Below are 20,583 nucleotides of genomic sequence, written 5' to 3' on the forward strand. Positions count from 1 at the left end.
GTAGAAAAACTGAATTAGTTACGGCCAGACGTTGCGGGTGTGTTTGTTTCCCGAACAATACTGCTGGCTGATGTTGAGATCTGTTTATCCAGCGTATTATTCAGAGCCGCTAAATCGTTCTCATTAAGCGTGCCAAGTGCGTGCTGAATGTTCAGTTGATTAATCAGATAATCATAGCGAGCATTGGACAGTTTTTGTTTGGCATCGTACAACGTTGTCGTCGCATTCAGCACATCAACAATGGTACGTGTACCGACCTGATAACCTGCTTCCATTGCATCCAGTGAGCTTTGCGCGGAAACAACAACCTGCTTGTAGGCGTTGATACTGCTGATGGAGGCAGAGATGTTGTTAAAAGAGGAACGGACAACCTGTACAACATTGCGATAGGTGCTTTCCAACTGTTCGCTGGCGCTGACAAAACCATATTGTGCCTGTTCAACGCGGGAACTGGTCGCACCGCCGCTGTAAATTGGCAGGCTGAGTGTCAGATCAACACTGTTTTCGCCATTATAGGCATTGCCGGGTTTTCTGCCTAGATCATAGCCGGAGCCATGAAACTGACTGTTTGAAACGCCGGTAGAGGCACCTAAATCGATGGTTGGCATATGACCAGCTTGTGCTGCTTTGATTTGCTCACGGGCCAGATCCTGACCTAAACGTGCAGATAACAGGCTTAAATTACGTTTCTCCGCTTCTTTCAGCAGAAGGTCTACTGCTTCTGGTTTATGCGTTTTGAAACGATCAATGTTCAGCGAGGATAACTGAGGGTAATAAGTACCGGTTACCTGACGCAGAGCCTCTAATGCATTATCCAGATCATTGCGGCCGACCACTTCCTGAGCGAGTACGCTGTCGTAGTTAGCCCGGGCGTTCTGGACATCAGTGATTGCGACTAAACCGACATTAAAACGCTGAGTGATTTGATCCAACTGGCGGTAAACCGCTGCTTTCTGTGCTTCAATGTAGGAGAGTGAATCAATAGCGCGCAGTACTTTGAAATACGCTGTTGCACTATCCAAAATCAGTTTTTGTTCACTGCTCTGATAGCTAACGTCAGCAATACCCGCCGTTTTTTCTTGTAAGTTCAACTGGCGCCATTTAGACATATCAAAAATGGTTTGAGTCAGCTTAAGCGTCGCGCGCAAGGCATTGTTTTCTGTGTCGCGTGTATCGCGGTAACCACTGTTATAGGTGTATCCCGTATTTAATCCCAACTGAGGTAATAATGGACTACGGGATTCATTAATTTTCTCAAAAGCCGCATTACGCTCAGCCATTGATTTACGTAGCTCAGGGTTACTTTCTTTTGCTTGCTTATAAACCTGCAAAAGATCTTCAGCCTGACTGACAGAGCTAAATCCCGCTAGGCTCATAGCGATAAAAAGGGAGAGCAGTTTCTTCATTTGCATTCCTTGTTGTGCAGCTATTTTGCTTGTTGCCTTGATGAAAAACGAAATATCACTGATTCTAGCAGAGTATGCTATCAGTCGAAGGTAGCCGTTTGTGCCATATTGCCTTAATTTAGCTTAACTTTACACCACCAAAAGATGAATTTTTTAACTCTGCTTGATTAATATCATGTAGTGGCTAGCAAATAAGGAAGTATATCAGGAGAATCTCATGAATAAAAAACCATCCATGCCAGTTATGCTGAATAAACAGGATGTGGAAATTATAGCGAAAAAGAGTTTGTACAAAGGATTCTTCAAACTGACAAATTACCGCTTTCGTCATCGTCTGTTTGCTGGTGGTTGGAGTGAAGAAGTCAGTCGCGAAGTTTTTGAACGGGGGCATGCGGGGGCTCTGTTGCCTTATGATCCACGTCGTGATGAAGTTGTATTGATCGAACAGATACGAATTCCGGCGATAGAAACTAAAGCAACGCCGTGGTTGCTGGAAATTATTGCCGGTATGATTGAAGAGGGTGAGGATATAGAGCGTGTGGTGCGCCGCGAAGCGATGGAAGAGGCGGGAATTGAAGTTAAACGTTGTAAACCGGTGTTGAGTTATCTCTCCAGCCCTGGAGGAACAACTGAACGCATCTCTGTCATGGTGGGTGAAGTGGATGCCACTAAAGCTGCCGGTATTCATGGATTGTCGGGTGAACATGAAGATATTCGGGTGCATGTGGTCAGCCGTGAGCAGGCTTATCAATGGATGGAAGAGGGAATTATTGATAATGCCGCTTCAGTGATTGCAATACAATGGTTAGCATTGCACCATGAAAAGTTAAAAAAAGCGTGGAATTCAGATAATTCCTGATTTTTAACCGAGAAAAGGGAAGTGTGTGCCAGTCAGCAGATCTCTTGCGTTAAAACGGGTTATGATGCCCGTCAATGATTTATAGGACAAGGAAACCATTTGGAAAGCCAGTTTAAACTGCCTGTGGTAGAAGGAACCACAGCCAAAATATTGCAAATAACAGATACGCATCTTTTTGCCGGCAGAGAAGAGACTTTGTTGGGTGTTAATACTTATCGCAGTTACCACGCGGTGCTGGATGCCATCCTCAAACAAAATGCTGATATTGATTTAATCGTTGCGACAGGTGATTTGGCACAGGATCAGTCGCTGGAAGCTTATTGGCATTTTGCCGATGGTATTGCCCGTTTGCCGGCACCTTGTGTCTGGTTGCCCGGTAACCATGATTACCAGCCTGCTATGGTAGATGCCCTGGCGGCCGCGGGCGTTTCTCCATCGAAACAGATTTTGATCGGTGAGTACTGGCAACTCTTGATGCTTGATAGTCAGGTATCGGGCGTTCCGCACGGCGAGCTGTCGGAATATCAGCTTGAATGGATGAAAAAGTGCCTAGATATGTATCCTGAACGCTACACGGTGATCCTGCTGCATCATCATCCATTACCATCGGGTTGCACCTGGCTGGATCAGCATAGTTTGCGTAACTCACATATCTTGGCTCAGTATCTGCAAGGTTATACCCGGGTTAAAGCGATGCTTTGCGGGCATATCCATCAGGAGATGGATCTGGATTGGAATGGCATCCATATGATGGCGACACCATCAACAAGCGTGCAATTCAAGCCACATTGCACTAATTTTACCCTTGATACGGTCGCGCCGGGGTGGCGTTATCTCGAATTGTCTATTTCTGACCGTGGCGAATTTAGTTTGACAACTCAGGTTCACAGACTGGAGAGCAATGAATTCTGCCCTGATTTAGATTCGGATGGATACTAGGTTGTGTTTGTCTCCTTGTGCCGCTGTGTTACTCTCTGCTTATTGGGTCTGCCAAGCCTCATAATTTGTGGCTTGTCGCATAGGAGCATAGCGGCCAGTGGTATTTACGCACAATTGAGGGACACAGCCTGATGTCAACATTACTCTATCTGCATGGTTTTAACAGCTCCCCACAATCCGTAAAAGCGAATGCCCTGAAAAAGTGGCTGCATCAGCATCATCCTGACATTGACATGTTGGTGCCTCAGTTACCGCCTTATCCTGAAGAAACGGCTGAACTGCTGGAAAATCTGGTGATGGAACGCGCCGGGGATAATTTGGGTATTGTTGGCTCTTCTCTCGGCGGTTATCTGGCGATATGGCTTTCACAATGCTTCAGTTTGCCCGCGGTTGTTGTCAATCCGGCTGTTCGCCCGTTTGAGTTACTGCGGGATTATCTTGGGGAAAATATTAACCCCTATACCAATCAACGGTATACTTTGGAACAGCGCCATATCCATGATCTCAAAATCATGCATATTGAACCGCTAGAATCACCGGATCTTATCTGGTTATTGCAACAAACCGGGGATGAGGTGCTGGATTATCGTCAGGCCGTTGCCTATCTTGTATTATGTAAGCAAACTATTGAATCTGGTGGTAACCACACTTTTATCGGGTTTGAGCACTATTTCCCGCAAATCATCAACTTTCTTGGGTTTTCCAGTGATGGCGAGAAAAAACTTGCCAAAAATGTTTGAACGACTGTTATTATCAACAGTATACAAAACTGATTAGCCCTTTAATCAAGAAGCAACCGACAGAATTACAACATGACTCAATCTAGTTACAACGCAGATGCCATTGAAGTTCTCAGTGGTCTGGAGCCGGTTCGCCGTCGTCCGGGAATGTACACTGATACAACGCGTCCGAACCATTTGGCACAAGAAGTGATCGATAACAGCGTGGATGAAGCTTTGGCGGGCCACGCTAAACATATTGAAGTGATCCTTCATAGCGATCAGTCACTGGAGGTCATTGATGATGGCCGTGGTATGCCGGTTGATATTCATCAGGAAGAAGGGGTTTCAGCGGTTGAACTGATCCTGAGCCGCTTACATGCCGGTGGTAAGTTTTCTAATAAAAACTATCAGTTTTCCGGTGGTCTTCACGGTGTGGGGATCTCGGTGGTTAACGCTTTGTCCAAGCGAATTGAAGTCACCGTCCGCCGTGACAGCCAGGTTTATCAAATCGCTTTTGAGAATGGCGATAAAGTGCAGGAGCTGGCGGTGATCGGCAGTTGTGGTAAACGCAATACCGGTACCAGTGTTCACTTCTGGCCTGATGAAAGTTTCTTTGACAGCCCACGTTTCTCGGTTTCCCGTCTGACGCATTTGCTGAAAGCGAAGGCGGTTTTGTGTCCGGGGGTGGAAATTGTTTTTAAAGATAAAATCAACGATACCGAGCAAAAATGGTGTTATGCCGATGGTCTGACCGACTATCTGATGGCGGCGGTTAATGGCCTGATAACATTGCCGGAAACCCCTTTTGTCGGCACTTTTAGCGGTGAAACCGAAGCGGTTGACTGGGCGCTGCTCTGGTTGCCGGAAGGGGGAGAACTCCTGACTGAAAGTTATGTGAACCTGATCCCGACGATGCAGGGCGGTACCCATGTAAATGGGTTGCGTCAGGGGTTACTGGATGCCATGCGTGAATTTTGTGAATTCCGCAGTATCCTGCCACGTGGTGTGAAGCTTTCTGCTGATGATATCTGGGATCGCTGTGCTTACGTTCTGTCTGTAAAAATGCAGGACCCGCAATTTGCCGGTCAGACGAAAGAACGTCTTTCTTCCCGTAAATCTGCTGCCTTTGTTTCCGGTGTTGTTAAAGATGCGTTCAGTTTGTGGCTGAACCAGAATGTTCAGGAAGCAGAGCAATTGGCTGAACTGGCGATCGCCAGTGCACAGCGTAGAATGCGCGCCGCGAAAAAAGTTGTGCGTAAAAAACTGACCAGTGGCCCTGCGTTGCCGGGAAAATTAGCTGACTGCACATCACAGGATCTGAATCTCACCGAGTTATTTTTGGTGGAAGGGGATTCTGCGGGCGGCTCGGCGAAACAGGCCCGTGATCGTGAGTATCAGGCGATCATGCCGTTGAAAGGGAAAATTCTGAATACCTGGGAAGTCTCTTCGGATGAAGTGTTAGCGTCACAGGAAGTTCATGATATCTCAGTTGCTATTGGCATCGACCCGGATAGCAATGATCTCAGCCAGTTACGCTATGGTAAAGTCTGTATTCTGGCGGATGCCGACTCGGATGGCTTGCATATTGCGACGCTGTTGTGTGCATTGTTTGTCCGTCACTTCCCAACATTGGTTAAGAATGGCCATGTTTATATGGCAATGCCGCCTTTATATCGTATCGATTTGGGCAAAGAAGTGTATTACGCACTGGATGAAGAGGAAAAGATCGCGGTGTTAGATCGCCTGAGCCGCAAACGGGGTAAGCCTAACGTACAGCGTTTTAAAGGGTTGGGTGAGATGAACCCACTGCAACTGCGTGAGACGACGTTAGACCCGAATACCCGCCGTCTGGTGCAATTGACTATCAATGATGAAAACTACCAGGAAACCTTCTCTGTGATGGATATGCTTTTGGCGAAGAAGCGTTCAGAAGATCGCCGTAACTGGCTGCAAGATAAGGGTGATACTGTGGAAATTGAAGTGTAACGCCCACAGGGATAGTCAAAGAAGATTCTGAGGAAATTAACGAATGAGTGAGATAACTCACGATGGCGTGGAGCGTTTACCGCTCCACTCGTTTACTGAAAACGCCTATCTGAACTACTCCATGTACGTCATCATGGACAGGGCGCTACCTTTTATCGGTGACGGTTTGAAGCCGGTTCAGCGCCGTATTGTTTATGCCATGTCAGAACTTGGTCTGAACAATACTGCTAAATTTAAGAAATCCGCCCGTACCGTAGGTGATGTATTGGGTAAATACCATCCACATGGTGATGGCGCCTGTTATGAAGCGATGGTACTGATGGCGCAGCCATTCTCTTACCGTTATCCGCTGGTGGATGGACAAGGGAACTGGGGGGCGCCGGATGATCCTAAATCTTTCGCCGCGATGCGTTATACAGAATCCCGTCTGTCCAAATATGCAGAGTTGTTGCTGACGGAATTAGGTCACGGCACTGTTGACTGGGTACCGAATTTTGACGGCACGTTGCAGGAACCGAAAATGCTGCCGGCGCGTTTGCCAAATATTTTGCTGAATGGCACCACCGGTATTGCGGTAGGTATGGCGACAGATATCCCGCCTCATAACGCCCGTGAAGTGGCTAATGCACTGATAACGTTGCTGGATAAGCCGCAAAGCTCCCTTGATGAACTGATGGAACACGTTAAAGGTCCTGATTATCCGACCGAAGCGGAGATCATCACGTCGCACGAAGATATCCGTAAAATTTATAAAAGTGGCCGCGGTTCGGTACGAATGCGTGCAGTTTGGTCAAAAGAAGATGGCAATGTGGTGATCACTGCGCTGCCACATCAGGTTTCTGGCGCCAAAGTGCTGGAACAGATCGCCAACCAGATGCGGGCTAAAAAATTGCCTATGGTTGATGATTTACGTGATGAATCTGATCATGAAAATCCAACTCGTCTAGTGATTGTTCCCCGGACAAACCGGGTGGATGTGGAGCAGGTAATGAACCACCTGTTCGCGACAACCGATCTGGAAAAGAGTTATCGCGTTAACCTGAATATGATCGGATTGGATAACCGCCCGACTGTAAAAGGTTTGGTTGAGATCCTTTCCGAATGGCTGGTATTCCGCCGGGAAACTGTACGTAAGCGTTTGAACCATCGCCTGGAAAAAGTCCTTAAACGCCTGCATGTGCTGGAAGGCTTACTGATCGCGTTTCTCAATATTGATGAAGTCATCCATATTATCCGTAGTGAGGATGAGCCAAAACCGGTGTTAATGGAACGTTTTGGTTTAAGTGAGACTCAGACGGAAGCCATTCTGGAACTGAAATTACGCCACTTAGCTAAATTGGAAGAGGTGAAAATCCGTGGTGAGCAGGATGAATTGGCGAAAGAGCGTGATAAGTTACAGGCAATTTTAGGTTCTGAGCGCAAACTGAACACGTTATTGAAGAAAGAGATTATTGCTGATGCGACGACTTATGGCGATGAGCGTCGTTCTCCGATGAGAGAGCGTGATGAAGCCAAGGCCATGAGCGAGCACGACATTACACCTTGTGAGCCGGTGACCATTGTACTGTCAGAGATGGGCTGGGTACGCAGTGCGAAAGGCCATGAGATCGATCCGGCCGGGCTGAATTACAAAGCGGGCGACAGCTTCCGTGGCGCGGCTCGTGGTAAGAGCAATCAGCCGGTGGTTTTTATTGATACAACGGGCCGCAGCTACTCTCTTGATCCGCGGGATATGCCTTCTGCCAGAGGTCAAGGGGAGCCACTGACGGGTAAATTGACTCTGCCCGCGGGTGCGACAGTAGAACATGTGCTGATGGCGCCTGATGAACAGAAATTTTTGATGGCATCTGATGCCGGTTACGGTTTTATCTGTACTTTTAGTGACTTGGTAGCCAAAAACCGGGCGGGTAAGGCATTGATTACATTGCCGGAAAAGGCTGGCGTCATGACACCGTTGGAATTAAATAACCCGCAGGATGATATGCTGCTGGCAATCACTAGCGCAGGCCGGATGTTAATGTTTCCGGTTGCGGATTTACCTCAGCTTTCCAAAGGGAAAGGCAATAAGATCATCTCTGTTCAGTCAGCGACAGAAAATGATCTATTGAGTTGGTTATTGATACTACCGCCACAATCGTCAATTACACTTTACTTTGGTAAACGTAAACTGACTCTGCGTCCTGAGGATTTACAGAAATTCCGTGCAGAGCGTGGGCGTAAAGGAACATCTCTACCTCGTGGGTTGCAACGTATTGAGCGGGTTCAGGTTGATACACCCCCCTCTGCTATCGGTGTAACTAAATAGTGGAATTAAATGAAACTAACGGGCTTGAGTGAGGCCCGTTAAACAAGAGGCAGCTATGTTAGCTATTATTCGTGGCATTATTGTTATTCTGTTTTCGATTGTGGTGTGTGTATTCGGTGGTATTTACTGTTTGTTCAAACCACGTCATCCGGACCATGTCATGGTATTTGGTAATATGTTTGGTCGGTTGTCGAAAATATTTGGCATCAAAATAATTGAGCGTATTCCTGCTGACGCCAAAAATTATGGTCCGAGTATCTATATAGGCAACCATCAGAACAACTATGACATGATAACCATGTCCAATGCGGTTCAGCCGGGTACGGTGACGGTAGGTAAAAAAAGTCTGGTGTTGATCCCATTTTTTGGTCAGCTTTATTGGCTAACCGGTAATATTCTGATTGATCGAAATAACCGTGCTAAAGCACATGGCACTATTACCCAGGTTGTCGAGCAGATTCAGAAACGCCGTATTTCTGTCTGGATGTTCCCGGAAGGGACGCGCAGCCGTGGCCGTGGCTTATTGCCGTTTAAAACCGGTGCTTTCCATGCCGCTATCTCTGCGGGAGTGCCGATTGTCCCGGTCTGTGTCTCTTCCATCACTAATGGCAATATTAAGTTGAATCGCTGGAATAATGGCACCGTCATTGTGGAAATGTTGCCGCCCATTGATACTTCTGGGTATACCAAAGAGCAGGTGCGTGAATTGGCAGAGTATTGTCATCAGATGATGAAAGACAAAATAGACGCGCTGGATGAGGAATTAGCTGCAATGAAGAAGCTGGGTAAGTACTCATAATAGGTTATTTTGTCTGCCGTCTTTTTTGTAATTAAGAGTGGGCCTGACAAAAGCGAACGTACTTTAATCCTTACATACCTGGTGTATGTGAGGATTTTTGCTTGTTGTCCGTGTCCACATTGTCCGTGTCCACAATATATTGATAGAAATGATATGTACTGATTGCTTGCAGAGATAGATTCGTGTAATGCATTCGGATAGTTTAATTCCCAGTCTATTCGCGTTATGATGAGCGCTTGATAAATAATACTTTTGTTAAATGCAATCAAAAGGATAATAAACTTTAATAACTTCAATAATGAGTTATTAGCTTCCAGGTGAATGATTGCAATATTTCAGGTATTTCTGAGGCAGATAATACCCGGAATTTCATTAAGTTTGTCGCGGAGAAAATATGTCATTTAGTCGGCGCCAATTTATTCAGGCATCAGGCTTGGCAATGTGTATCGGAGCTGCTCCTTTTGTGGTTAGGGCCAGCAAAAATCAGCAAACTGCTTTGCCGATTCCCCCTTTATTGGAATCCCGTGGTGGGCAGCCGCTATTTCTGACTTTACAAAAAGCACACTGGACTTTTGATGGGCAATATAAAACCAGTGTGTGGGGGATTAATGGTCAATATCTTGGTCCGACGGTACGGGTTCATAAAAACGATGATGTCAAACTGATATACAGTAATCGGTTGGCAGAGCCGGTTTCGATGACCGTCAGCGGATTGCAATTACCGGGAACGCTGACCGGTGGGGTTGCCCGTCAAATTTCTCCAGGAGCTGATTGGTCGCCGGTGTTGCCTATTCGTCAGCAGGCGGCGACTTGCTGGTATCATGCCAATACACCTAACCGGATGGCTCCCCATATTTATAACGGTTTGGCTGGCATGTGGCTGGTGGAAGATGAAACCAGCCGTAATTTGCCGCTGCCAAAACATTATGGTGTTAATGACCTTCCGGTTATTTTGCAGGACAAACGGCTGGATAATTTTGGTGTTCCTGAGTATCAACCCGTCGCGGGTGGTGGGTTTATCGGTAATACATTGTTGGTTAATGGGGTACAGAATCCTTTTATTGAGGTATCCCGTGGCTGGATCCGTCTGCGTTTACTGAATGCGTCCAATGCCCGCCGATATCAGCTACAGATCAGTGATGGTCGTCCTTTCTATATGATAGGCACTGATTTGGGGTTGTTACCTGCGCCGGTAGCGGTTCCACAGCTGTCCCTTGCGCCAGGTGAACGGCGTGAAATATTGATTGATATGTCTGAAGGGGATGAAGTCTCTGTTACTGCGGGTGAATCAGCCGGCATACTTGACAGGCTGCGTGGGTTGTTTGAACCCTCTACTATGCTGATTTCCAGCACTGTTCTGACCATTAAGCCGACAGGTTTGTTATCTTTAGTGACAGATGCTTTGCCATCTCGTTTGGTCGATGATGTTATGCCGGTTTCTAACGCAATCCGTAACCGGGAAATTTATCTTGATGATAATACGCCGGGAATTAACGGTGTGTTGTGGGATATGAACCGGGTAGATATTACCAGCCAGCAGGGAACATGGGAGCGTTGGATCGTGAATGCCTCCTCTCCACAGCCGTTCCATATTGGCGGTGTACAGTTTAAAGTGATTAATCACAATGGTGAGACACCTCAGCCACAGGATTATGGTTGGAAAGATACTGTCTGGGTTGATGGGCGCGTGGAATTACTGGTTTATATGAACCAACCATCTTATAAACACTTCCCATTCCTGTATTACAGCCAGATCCTGGAAATGGCCGATCGCGGCTCTGTGGGGCAGTTAGTGACCATGCCTGCTAATCAGTGAATCAAAATTTGGTGCGCGATATTAATACCGCGCACGTTTTAACTTTCAGCATTACTCACTGAAATCACTGAAATCAACGAATGTCTCGGGGGTTGGCCCCAGACGTTTGCCGATATCTAGTGTTGTCATAGCGGTCAGATCTTCTTTGTCCAATTTGAAGTCGAATACCTCAAAATTCTCTCTGAGTCTTGATGGCGTGGTTGATTTTGGGATCACAATCATACCGTTATCAATGTGCCAGCGAATAACTATCTGAGCCGGTGTCTTGCTGTACTTTTGCGCCAGATGTTGAACCAATGAATTATCAAATACGCCTTCACCACCTTGTGCCAGCGGACTCCAGGATTCGGTAACAATATTATGAGTGGCATTCCAGGCATGAAGCTGGCGTTGTTGCAGTAGTGGGTGTAATTCAATCTGATTAATCACGGGGTGAACGCCGGTTTCATTGATCAGCTGTTGGAGGTGCTCGGTGTGGAAGTTAGAAACCCCGATACTGCGGATAAGCCCCTCTTTCTGTAATTCAATAAATTGCTGCCAGGCTTCTACATATTGATCCTGCGGTGGTGCAGGCCAGTGCATTAGATAAAGATCAATATAATCCAGTTGCAACTTCTCCAGACTTTCTGTCAAAGCAGCACGAACATCACGATGCCTGTCATTCCACAATTTGGTTGTAACAAAGATATCTTCACGGGGGATATCAGTTTCTTGCAACGCTTTGCCTACTCCTTTCTCATTATTGTAAATAGCGGCGGTGTCGATTGCCCGATAACCGATATCCAGAGCAGCATGGATTGTGGTAACTACCTGTTGATTATCTGCGGCCCATGACCCAAGCCCCAATTGTGGCATATGGTTTCCATCAGCGAGTCTGATGATTGGTTGATTTTCCATGACTGCCTCCTAAAAGATAGATTTAAATTATCAGCTAAAATTAATAAAGTAGCCTCATAGCAGGGTGGTTGATATTAAGTTGATGTTAAAGGTAATTGAAGAAAGTAATACGACTAGCGTGATCTAAGCCATGCATTTTGACTAAGATATGGCTCAATACATGAATTAACCGATTTTATGGAGCAGCGACACCAGGAATATCACCCATTGACTGGGCCGCAGTTCACATAATATTGACGCATTAAGTTAAGAATAAAAATCCTGTTGCGGCTTGTAAACCATAATGACTTTTATTTACGTTTTACCGCAGTGATTTTTCTGTGGTGCCAGTACATCAGCAGAGAGGCGATTAAACCACTTAACAACAGCACGATGGGTAAAATGATCAAAATGTTTATCACCAGATCCTGGTGGTTTTTAATAAACGGGATCTGATTAAGGAGATAACCAAACCCGACCATGGTGCTTACCCACAGTAAGCCACTCAGCCAGTTAAAAATTTGAAAACGCTTATTGTTGAGCCCGGATATACCTGCCAGTGTTGGTAACAGAGTACGGACAAAAGCCAGAAAACGACCAATCAGCAAAGCGGCCAGACCATGTTTGAAAAACAGCATATTGGCCCGTTGGCGGTACTGAATGGGAAGTTGCGCCAGCCAACCTTTAACCCGTTTAGTATCACCAAGCCATCTTCCTTGAAGATAGCCGAGCCAGCAACCGATACTTGCCGCGGCTGTCAATATGAAAACGGTTGGGATAAAACTCATTACCTCTTTGGCAATCAACGCGCCGGCGAGGATTAAGAGCGTATCACCGGGCAGAAAAGCGGCGGGTAATAAACCATTTTCCAGAACCAGTGTTACAAACAGAATGCCATAGATAATCCAGAGAACATCGGGGTTGGCAAGTTTGGAAAAATCATGCTGCCATAATGCCTGCATGATCTCGTTTAGCACTTCCATTGTTTATCCTGTGACTGTTATAAGTGAATTTATTGCAATTGCATTATAAAAGTCAGTTTACCGTAAAATCTTAACCATGGCTTGCTTGATCCTTGATTAATGGTTTTATTGGCTTACCACGACAGCTTTGACAAGAACCCAGAACAACATGAAAATTTATCTGCACATAAATATAAAAATAATTAACTTATCTACATATTGAATTCGTTCTCGGATGTTAAGCTACGGTTTAATACATTTTGTACTTGTTGTAGCAGGCCAGTAATTTCAGTCGTTAAAAATATAAAAAACTTTTCTTTGTGCAGCGTACGTTCCTGTACATCATGAGGGATAAAACGCGTCATTTCATTACGAAAAGCATCACCTTTAATGATTTCAGGTAAATGTGTCAGTATATTGGCTAGCTTTGCCGGATAGTCATTAATACGATAGTCCATAATCTTGTTGTTCACCCAATCCATACGCAGGCTGGCTCCTTGCTGTTTTAGCCAGCGCAAATCCCAGATATCACGGTGGCGTACATAGCGTTGTGTATTAACCAGAGAAACCAGTTTGTCCGCCATGATTTCATCCAGTGATTCTGTTAAGACTAGTGTATCGGTGTAGCCATCAGGTAAGAAGTTGTAATTATTCATCAGTGCCTTTGGTTCCCGTGAATAAGAGGGGATATTGGCAACTTCAATTTTGATTTTCTGTTTGGGGAGATCTTTACGTTTAGGCGCAGTGACAATGGAAACTTGCCACTTATCTACATTAAGGCCTGCATATTCAGGTTCGTTTCTTAAATTGGCTGGTTCTTTAACTGAAACTTCAAAACCGTAACGCTTGCCAATGTAGTGTTCCAAACACGTTTTCATGGCCTGTAATTGATTACGGTTAAAGTTAACACCGCCGGAAAAGTCCAGGTCTTCACTAAAACGCGGGGCACCGTGACACAAACGCAAAGATGTTCCGCCTTGGAAAGTCAATTGATCTAATAGTCCATCAGTATCAAGACCATAGAGAATATCGTAATGCAGCAGTTCCTTCTCAATAACTGGTCGCATATGGGAACGCCCCGGTACCTGCATTGCCAGCTCGGTAAGTTGGGTAAAATTCGCTTTATTAACCATGTATGAGTTCCCGTTTATTGACTAAATCGATATTGCGACCAACTCGCTTTAAGTCACGTAGTGCACATTCAGGTTTGGCGAGTCTTAAAGGGCGGCCTGTTTGCGTGATACTGGCTAAAATATCTTCCTGTTGGCGTTTAGTATGGGTGAATTCAATAGTGCCAAGTGGAGTGTAATAAACACCTTTCCTGCCTGTTGTCATCACGGTGAGTCTGTCGATAGGGATCTGTGAAATGATCCCATATTCACTTAATGCGGATTCAAGGCTAACGTAGTTGTATTCACCGCGTCGTAGTGCTTTGGCGATATGTTCAATGGTGTAACTATCGCGGCTGTGAGCAAAGTTAAATAGATAAACTCCGCGTACAGGCCGCGAGAGCACCGATTCTTTAACCAAGCGATTTAAGCCTGCCTGAAGTGTTTTAGTGCCATCTTCAGGAAAGATTTTTCTGAGATCGGCAAGGGTGAAGATATATCGTCCTTTTTTGTCCCAGTCAGTTAATCGATTAAGTGCAGTGGATCTATCCATTAGTAGACAGTAGCTCTATGTATTCGTGGTTTTAATGTTTACTTAATTAACGATAGTTTGATTTTAAGTAGACATTAAAACTACATTATTATGGTGTTAATGTCCACTTAATGCGCTTGCTCAAAAATAGTGAAGGAGATTCGTATTTCACTAAAAAACGGCGAGGCTTCCCACTTCTCAGGCCGCAACCGTCTTTATGACGGATTTACACTGGCCTCCGTGGGCAGAAACGACGAGTCCCGCCGCCTGTAATGCTGTTATGCCCTTGCGCTGGATGTTGAGCGCCGCATTGATATCGCGATCATGTTCGACTCGACAGAAAGGGCATTGCCAGAGCCGCTTATGCAGCGGCATTTCCGGCATTTTGTGACCGCAGCAATGACAGGTTTTCGAACTGGCGAACCACTGATCCCGTTTGACCAGATGGACGCCCGCTGCTGCGGCTTTGTATTCCCGTTTCTTGATGAAACCATGCCAGCCCGCATCCCCGATAGCACGGGCAATGCGGTGATTCTTCATCATGTTGGCCGATTTTAGTGTCTCAACAATGAGCGCTGGGTTTTCGTCAACCATTGTCCGAGAGAGTTTGTGTTGAAAATCGGCGCGGGCATTGGCTACCCGCTCATGGACTGCCGCCAGACGTAATCGGGCCTTCCCGCGGTTAGCGCTGCCCTTTTGTTTGCGATAGCGGCGAAATATTTTCCCGTGGCGGTTCGGGACAGCGTAATGCTCTTCACTTCCCCTTCAATTTCTCGGTGTATGCGCGCCTTTATCGGTGACAATTTCGGGAGCTTCACCGCACCCTCCAGCACTTTCACCCCAACACAGTGATAGCTCGATTGCTTGCCCTGTTTGCGTTTGAACGTGGGAAATTGGGCGCGCAACTTCGGATTCCTGTTTTACCGGCAGATATCAATTCAGTCAGGATACGTCGCAGTAGCCCGCCTTAAAGCCCTTTGGGCTTTTCGCCTGATATCCCCGCCCGCACTGGGCAAGGGTTTACGGCAGTTTTTGCTAAACTTAAATGCAACGTGAAATCAATAATATTAATCAGCAAAAATTCGACTAAATCCCTCAGCTAAATCATCAATCAAATCCTGAACATTTTCCAGCCCGACATGCAAGCGGAACAGAGTGCCTGTTTTTTGTGGGGTATTGTACTGGCGCACTGTTTTTATCTCTTCTGGTTGATAACCCAGGATCAGCGATTCGAAACCACCCCATGAAAATGCCATTTTAAAATGGTGAAAATTATCCAGATAATTTGAAAATTGCTGGTGTGTTAATCTTTCTTTCAATTGAAAAGAGAACAGGCCATTACTGCCGCTAAAATCACGAATAAAATTGTCGTGGCCGGGGCAGGAGGGTAAGGCCGGATGATAAACCGCTGCAACCTCGGATCTTTGTTGCAGCCACCGCGCTATCTCGATACTGCTTTTTTCATGCTGTTTCAGGCGAATGGCCAAAGTCCGCAACCCGCGACTTGCCATATACACCGTATCGGCATCCGCCATTTGCCCCATCAAGTAGGAGCTTTCTCTCAGTTGCACCCAACAGCGTTCGTTTGCGACGGCAATACCTAACATTGCATCTGAGTGACCAACAATGTATTTGGTGCCGGATTGAATAGAAATATCGATGCCGAACTCCAATGCTTTAAACAGCACACCCGCGGCCCAGGTATTATCGATCATGATGACAATATCTGGATTGACTTGCCGTACCGCGCGGACAATCGCCGGAATATCCTGTACTTCCATGGTGATTGAGCCTGGGGATTCAAGAAACACCACTTTGGTATTGGGCTTAATCAGTTCAGCAATTTCTTCACCAATCATCGGATCGAAATAATCGGTAGTCATATTCATCCGTGACAATATCTTGTCACAAAAGCCTTGTGTCGGATCGTAAGCTGAACCAGTTAACAGAATATGATCGCCGGCGGCGGCAAAAGAGAGGATGGCGCTGCTGATCGCGGCGGCGCCAGAAGGATAAAGCGTACAGCCTGCGCCCCCTTCCAGTTCAGCCATGGCTTCCTGAAAAGAGAAATGGGTTTGTGTGCCACGCCGGCCATAAAACAGTTCGCCATTGGCGCGGTTGTGTGTTGCCTGCCTTTTAGATGCGACCGAATCGAAAATTACAGATGATGTTCGTTGAATGATCGGATTAACTGCGCCTTGAGTAAATTTACGGCTTCTGCCTGCATTGACCAGTGAAGTTTCCAGTTTTTTTTCTGTCATGATCCATTGCCACCTTAATTTCAAAGTTTGAAATGGTGTAAAAAAATAGAGTTAACACGTTAAAATATTTAGTCCTTTTTGTACAAAAGGATTAGGCCAACTTGACGAAAATTCATCTGATTACCGGTGTGTGAGGTTTCTTTGACTTTATTTTGTGAAGGGGTAACACTTTTTTATTAAACAATAATGATAATTACTATCAAATCACTTAATGTTTGATATCATCAGCCTTCATTTTCATTCAATTTGTTGAAGATGAGTTAAGACTCAGCGTAAATAAGGTTAGTGAGATGACGAAAGGTAATTCACTGCTAAATAACAAGGTTTATAAGAAAGGGAGTAAAGGCCAACTGATGCGTAATTTGACTGCTTCAATTATCTTAGCGTTCGGGCTGACAGGTTCAGCGTTGGCTGATACAACACCAGCATCTGCAACAGACAACAATACCACAACAAAAACCGCACAGATTGCAGCATCTGCTCCGGCGGCTACCTCAACAACTTCGGGCACAACGACACCGTCGGCAAATCAGGTTGCGCCACAAACTGGACCCGCAACAGACTCTACCCAAGTGACTCCGGTTACCACTGATATTGCTGCGCCTAACGTTTCAGCCGATGAAACCAATCTTTCCAGTGGTTTTGCTACTGATTTGTCTATCTGGGGCATGTATAAGAACGCTGACATTGTTGTTAAGACCGTAATGGTTGGCCTGGTGATTGCTTCTGTTATTACCTGGGCACTGTTCTTCTCAAAAGGAGCTGAACTGTTGGCTGCCGGTCGTCGTTTACGTAAAGAGCGATTGGCTCTGGCGGAAGTTAAGAATCTTGATCAGGCTGCAGAAATTGCAGAAGGTTTCAGTAAACTCAGTATCAGCCGTTTACTGCTGAGTGAAGCACAGGCTGAACGCCAGTTATCTTCTGAGAGTACTGATCTGAATAGCACAAAAGAACGTGTCTCTTTCCGTCTGGAACGCTCAGTTGCGGCTATCAGCCGTCATATGGGGCGTGGTAACGGCTATTTGGCGACTATTGGCGCGATTTCTCCTTTCGTGGGTCTGTTTGGTACGGTGTGGGGGATCATGAACAGCTTTATTGGTATCGCACACTCACAGACAACTAACCTCGCAGTAGTGGCGCCGGGTATCGCGGAAGCGTTGTTAGCGACAGCGCTTGGCTTGGTAGCGGCGATTCCGGCCGTTGTGATTTACAACATCTTCGCCCGTATGATCGCGTCTTACCGTGGTCAGGTTGGTGACATGGCGGCACAGGCATTATTACTGCTTGGCCGTGATCTGGATTTGGCAAATAGCAAGACAAGGTGATTTATGGCAATGCGTCTTAATGAAAATTTGGACGATAGCGGCGAATTACACGAAATCAACGTCACACCATTTATTGACGTGATGTTGGTGCTGCTGATTATCTTCATGGTAGCGGCACCACTGGCAACCGTTGATATTAAAGTGGATTTACCCGCGTCGTCGGCAAAACCGCAACCCCGTCCTGAAAAACCGGTATTCCTGACAGTTAAGGCTGATCGTCAGCTTTACGTCGGAGATCAACGGGTAGATCATGATACTCTGGCGGCGGTATTGGATCAGACAACCCAATCCAATAAAGAGACAACAATTTTCTTTCAGGCTGATAAAACCGTGGATTATGAAACACTGATGAGTGTGATGGATGCTCTGCGTAAATCGGGCTATCTGAAAGTGGGATTGGTGGGAATGGAAGCGGTTTCATCGGGTTAGTGATTCTTCCAATAAATAACCGCGCTGGAAAGCGCGGTTGAGATTAAAGGATAATTGGTTCGTGTAATGAGAGCCTAATTTGATCAAGGTAGGGAATAATCACGCTATTTTAGCAAAAACCGCCGTAAACCCTCGTCCAGTGCGAGGGTGTCGCAAAAGGCCAGCATTGACAATAAACCCACAGAGATTTATCGCCTGTTATTGGAACTGACAACCCAGACAGGCTAAAAATAGCCCATAATATCAGGGCAACGGCCCTTGATAAGTTATACGCTATGGCGTGCAAGGTAAATTCCACTCTGACTGCCGATAAACCTCTGCGCCGAAAACGCTCCAGTCCCTGGATACCCCGTAAGGCAGAAAATACCGGTTCTACCATGACTTTTCGTTGACTCAATATCCGCTTTGACTCCGGTTTGGTCATAGGTGAACGCAGTTTATCCCGCGCTTCATCTTCCCGGTAACGTTTAATTTTTCTGCCCTTTTTCGCCTGCGTCCATTTTTCTTTTTTCAGGCAATTGGCACAATTTGCTCCCGTATAAACCCGATGCCCACGGCTCTTTTCAGACGGTTTGACTGTCCTCACAAGACGTAACTTGTCATTGGCCGGGCAGAGATAAAGGTCTTTCTCTGCATGATAAATAAACCGCGAAGCAGACTGCTCCAGTTGTCTGATTTTATCTGCTTTTTGGGGATTGGCGGGGGCGGTAGTTAAAGCCTTTTTTTCTCGCAAAATCGCTTCCTGAGTCAGGAGATTATAGTGAGAACACGCCGCTGCTATCACTGTTCCCTCCCATGAACGGAAGGTGTCAGTTGCCGTAGGAATTTAGTCATATAAGGTCTCGTTTGGAATATTAACCCAGAGCTTAACTGATATTAGCTGATAAGGGTTAACTTTTGCGACACCCTCAGTGCGGACGGGGATATCAGGCGAAAAGCCCAGAGGGCTTTAGGGCTGGCGACTCTGACGTCTCCTGACTGAATTGATATCTGCCGGTAAAACAGGCTAAAATGAATGCACTTTATCAATGAGCGCTGAACATGTTAAGAGCGACCAAAGTCCGCCTCTACCCCACACCCGAACAGGCCGAGTATCTTAACGGCCAGTTCGGTGCGGTCCGTTTTGCGTACAACAAGGCGCTGTACATCAAAAAGCATACTTACAAACGTCACGGCGTAAGTTTAAATCCGCGCAAAGACCTCAAACCGCTCCTGGCGGTCGCGAAGAAATCCCGCAAGTATGCCTGGCTCAAGACATATGACGCCATCGCGTTACAGCAGGCGGTGATCAATCTGCATACCGCATTTGATAATTTCTTCAATCCGAAGTTGCGCGCCCAATTTCCCACGTTCAAACGCAAACAAGGCAGGCAATCCAGCTACCATTGTGTTGGGGTGAAAGTGCTGGAGGGCGCAGTGAAGATCCCGAAATTGTCACCGATAGAAGCGTGCATACACCGAGAAATTGAAGGGGAGGTGAAGAGCATTACGCTCTCTCGCACCGCCACGGGAAAATATTTCGCCGCTATCCTGTGTGACGATGGTCGGGATGCGCCGGAAAAGCCGGGCGTTATCACCCGCGTAACCGGTTGCGATATGGGTTTGTCCCACTATCTTATCCAGTCGACCGGAGAGAAGGTCAATAACCCGCGTCACCTTATCAACGCCACCCGTAACCTGCGTCGAAAGCAGAAATCGCTGTCCCGCAAACAAAAGGGCAGCGCTAACCGTAGCAAGGCCCGATTACGTCTGGCGGTAGTCCATGAGCGGATAGCCAATGCCCGCGCCGATTTTCAACACAAACTCTCCCAAACAATGGTTGACGAAAACCAAGCGATAATTGTTGAGACGCTGAAATCGGCCAGCATGATGAAGAATCACCACCTTGCCCGCGCTATCGGGGATGCGGGCTGGAATAGTTTCCTGATGAAATTGGAATACAAAGCCGCAGCAGCGGGGGTCCACCTGGTGAAACTGGATCAGTGGTTCGCCAGTTCGAAAACCTGTCATTGTTGCGGTCACAAAGTGCCGGAAATGCCGCTGCATAAGCGGATCTGGCCATGCCCTTTCTGCCGAGTCGAACATGACCGCGATATCAATGCGGCGCTCAACATCCAGAGCAAGGGCACGAGAGAATTACAGGCGGCGGGGTTCGTCGTCTCTGCCCACGGAGGCCAGCGTAAATCCGTCATAAAGACGGTTGCGGCCTGAGAAGTGGGAAGCCTCGCCGTTTTTTACGGCGGGGAGCAGTCACAGG

Annotated in this window: 17 protein-coding genes and 1 pseudogene; 10 read left to right on the forward strand and 8 right to left on the reverse strand. The window is 46.5% G+C overall.

Translation table 11 applies throughout. The annotated features are described in order from the left end of the window. Positions 1–14 precede the first annotated feature (14 nt). Positions 15–1,406, reverse strand: a complete 1,392-nt coding sequence (tolC, locus tag VY86_RS13680; RefSeq protein ID WP_046975348.1) for an outer membrane channel protein TolC — start codon at positions 1,404–1,406, stop codon at positions 15–17. A 217-nt stretch (positions 1,407–1,623) separates the two neighbouring features. Between tolC and nudF the strand changes: the two genes are divergently transcribed. From nudF to ftsP, 7 genes are all read left to right on the forward strand, one after another. After that, a complete protein-coding gene (gene nudF, locus VY86_RS13685) occupies positions 1,624–2,265 on the forward strand; it encodes an ADP-ribose diphosphatase (protein WP_046975349.1) in 642 nt (213 codons plus the stop codon). 99 nt (positions 2,266–2,364) lie between these two features. Beyond that, a complete protein-coding gene (cpdA, locus tag VY86_RS13690; protein WP_046975350.1) occupies positions 2,365–3,204 on the forward strand; it encodes a 3',5'-cyclic-AMP phosphodiesterase in 840 nt (279 codons plus the stop codon). A gap of 131 nt (positions 3,205–3,335) precedes the next feature. Further along, positions 3,336–3,944 (forward strand): esterase YqiA, encoded by a 609-nt coding sequence (gene yqiA, locus VY86_RS13695; protein ID WP_046975351.1) that lies wholly within the window; start codon positions 3,336–3,338, stop codon positions 3,942–3,944. Between the two features lie 72 nt (positions 3,945–4,016). Continuing rightward, positions 4,017–5,912 carry a DNA topoisomerase IV subunit B gene (parE, locus tag VY86_RS13700; protein ID WP_046975352.1) on the forward strand — a complete coding sequence of 632 codons (1,896 nt, stop codon included), beginning with the start codon at positions 4,017–4,019 and terminating at the stop codon, positions 5,910–5,912. A gap of 43 nt (positions 5,913–5,955) precedes the next feature. After that, positions 5,956–8,217, forward strand: a complete 2,262-nt coding sequence (parC, locus tag VY86_RS13705) for a DNA topoisomerase IV subunit A (protein ID WP_046975353.1) — start codon at positions 5,956–5,958, stop codon at positions 8,215–8,217. 55 nt (positions 8,218–8,272) lie between these two features. Continuing rightward, on the forward strand, positions 8,273–9,016 hold the full coding sequence (locus VY86_RS13710) for a 1-acylglycerol-3-phosphate O-acyltransferase (protein ID WP_046975354.1): 744 nt from the start codon (positions 8,273–8,275) through the stop codon (positions 9,014–9,016). A gap of 394 nt (positions 9,017–9,410) precedes the next feature. Continuing rightward, entirely contained in the window at positions 9,411–10,832 is a 1,422-nt protein-coding gene (gene ftsP, locus VY86_RS13715) for a cell division protein FtsP (protein ID WP_046975355.1), read from the forward strand. A gap of 51 nt (positions 10,833–10,883) precedes the next feature. Here ftsP and dkgA read toward each other — a convergent pair whose 3' ends face one another. From dkgA to metC, 6 genes and pseudogenes are all read right to left on the reverse strand, one after another. Beyond that, positions 10,884–11,729 (reverse strand): 2,5-didehydrogluconate reductase DkgA, encoded by an 846-nt coding sequence (gene dkgA, locus VY86_RS13720; protein WP_046975356.1) that lies wholly within the window; start codon positions 11,727–11,729, stop codon positions 10,884–10,886. 290 nt (positions 11,730–12,019) lie between these two features. Next, entirely contained in the window at positions 12,020–12,691 is a 672-nt protein-coding gene (locus VY86_RS13725) for a DedA family protein (RefSeq protein ID WP_046975357.1), read from the reverse strand. A 191-nt stretch (positions 12,692–12,882) separates the two neighbouring features. Next, a complete protein-coding gene (locus VY86_RS13730; RefSeq protein WP_046975358.1) occupies positions 12,883–13,803 on the reverse strand; it encodes a nucleotidyl transferase AbiEii/AbiGii toxin family protein in 921 nt (306 codons plus the stop codon). Then, entirely contained in the window at positions 13,796–14,332 is a 537-nt protein-coding gene (gene abiEi, locus VY86_RS13735; RefSeq protein WP_046975359.1) for a type IV toxin-antitoxin system AbiEi family antitoxin, read from the reverse strand. Before abiEi ends, VY86_RS13730 begins: the two co-directional genes overlap by 8 nt. A 177-nt stretch (positions 14,333–14,509) precedes the next feature. Further along, positions 14,510–15,225 (reverse strand): annotated as a pseudogene (locus VY86_RS13740) (RNA-guided endonuclease TnpB family protein); the annotation flags it as partial. Positions 15,226–15,378: 153 nt separating this feature from the next. Further along, positions 15,379–16,572, reverse strand: a complete 1,194-nt coding sequence (gene metC / locus VY86_RS13745) for a cystathionine beta-lyase (RefSeq protein WP_046975360.1) — start codon at positions 16,570–16,572, stop codon at positions 15,379–15,381. A gap of 353 nt (positions 16,573–16,925) precedes the next feature. Between metC and exbB the strand changes: the two genes are divergently transcribed. Both exbB and exbD read left to right on the forward strand, forming a co-directional pair. Then, on the forward strand, positions 16,926–17,897 hold the full coding sequence (gene exbB / locus VY86_RS13750) for a tonB-system energizer ExbB (RefSeq protein WP_046976876.1): 972 nt from the start codon (positions 16,926–16,928) through the stop codon (positions 17,895–17,897). 3 nt (positions 17,898–17,900) lie between these two features. Then, on the forward strand, positions 17,901–18,326 hold the full coding sequence (gene exbD, locus VY86_RS13755) for a TonB system transport protein ExbD (RefSeq protein ID WP_046975361.1): 426 nt from the start codon (positions 17,901–17,903) through the stop codon (positions 18,324–18,326). A 109-nt stretch (positions 18,327–18,435) separates the two neighbouring features. Here exbD and VY86_RS13760 read toward each other — a convergent pair whose 3' ends face one another. Then, the gene (locus VY86_RS13760) at positions 18,436–19,059 is read right to left on the reverse strand and encodes a transposase (protein ID WP_162200375.1); all 624 of its coding nucleotides are present in this window, start codon (positions 19,057–19,059) and stop codon (positions 18,436–18,438) included. Positions 19,060–19,367: 308 nt separating this feature from the next. Here VY86_RS13760 and VY86_RS13765 point away from each other — a divergent pair, with 308 nt between their 5' ends. After that, positions 19,368–20,537 (forward strand): RNA-guided endonuclease InsQ/TnpB family protein, encoded by a 1,170-nt coding sequence (locus tag VY86_RS13765; RefSeq protein WP_046975363.1) that lies wholly within the window; start codon positions 19,368–19,370, stop codon positions 20,535–20,537. The last annotated feature ends 46 nt before the right edge of the window (positions 20,538–20,583 follow it).

The sequence above is a fragment of the Photorhabdus thracensis genome, from assembly GCF_001010285.1.
GTDB lineage: Bacteria > Pseudomonadota > Gammaproteobacteria > Enterobacterales > Enterobacteriaceae > Photorhabdus > Photorhabdus temperata.

Bases quoted from the DNA above. Each gene is read 5' to 3' on its own strand.
- ftsP (WP_046975355.1), top strand. From the start codon at position 9,411: ATGTCATTTAGTCGGCGCCAATTTATTCAGGCATCAGGCTTGGCAATG.
- VY86_RS13725 (WP_046975357.1), bottom strand. From the start codon at position 12,691: ATGGAAGTGCTAAACGAGATCATGCAGGCATTATGGCAGCATGATTTT.
- tolC (WP_046975348.1), bottom strand. From the start codon at position 1,406: ATGAAGAAACTGCTCTCCCTTTTTATCGCTATGAGCCTAGCGGGATTT.
- nudF (WP_046975349.1), top strand. From the start codon at position 1,624: ATGAATAAAAAACCATCCATGCCAGTTATGCTGAATAAACAGGATGTG.
- VY86_RS13730 (WP_046975358.1), bottom strand. From the start codon at position 13,803: ATGGTTAATAAAGCGAATTTTACCCAACTTACCGAGCTGGCAATGCAG.
- dkgA (WP_046975356.1), bottom strand. From the start codon at position 11,729: ATGGAAAATCAACCAATCATCAGACTCGCTGATGGAAACCATATGCCA.
- parE (WP_046975352.1), top strand. From the start codon at position 4,017: ATGACTCAATCTAGTTACAACGCAGATGCCATTGAAGTTCTCAGTGGT.
- abiEi (WP_046975359.1), bottom strand. From the start codon at position 14,332: ATGGATAGATCCACTGCACTTAATCGATTAACTGACTGGGACAAAAAA.
- metC (WP_046975360.1), bottom strand. From the start codon at position 16,572: ATGACAGAAAAAAAACTGGAAACTTCACTGGTCAATGCAGGCAGAAGC.
- VY86_RS13765 (WP_046975363.1), top strand. From the start codon at position 19,368: ATGTTAAGAGCGACCAAAGTCCGCCTCTACCCCACACCCGAACAGGCC.
- VY86_RS13710 (WP_046975354.1), top strand. From the start codon at position 8,273: ATGTTAGCTATTATTCGTGGCATTATTGTTATTCTGTTTTCGATTGTG.
- exbD (WP_046975361.1), top strand. From the start codon at position 17,901: ATGGCAATGCGTCTTAATGAAAATTTGGACGATAGCGGCGAATTACAC.
- exbB (WP_046976876.1), top strand. From the start codon at position 16,926: ATGCGTAATTTGACTGCTTCAATTATCTTAGCGTTCGGGCTGACAGGT.
- parC (WP_046975353.1), top strand. From the start codon at position 5,956: ATGAGTGAGATAACTCACGATGGCGTGGAGCGTTTACCGCTCCACTCG.
- yqiA (WP_046975351.1), top strand. From the start codon at position 3,336: ATGTCAACATTACTCTATCTGCATGGTTTTAACAGCTCCCCACAATCC.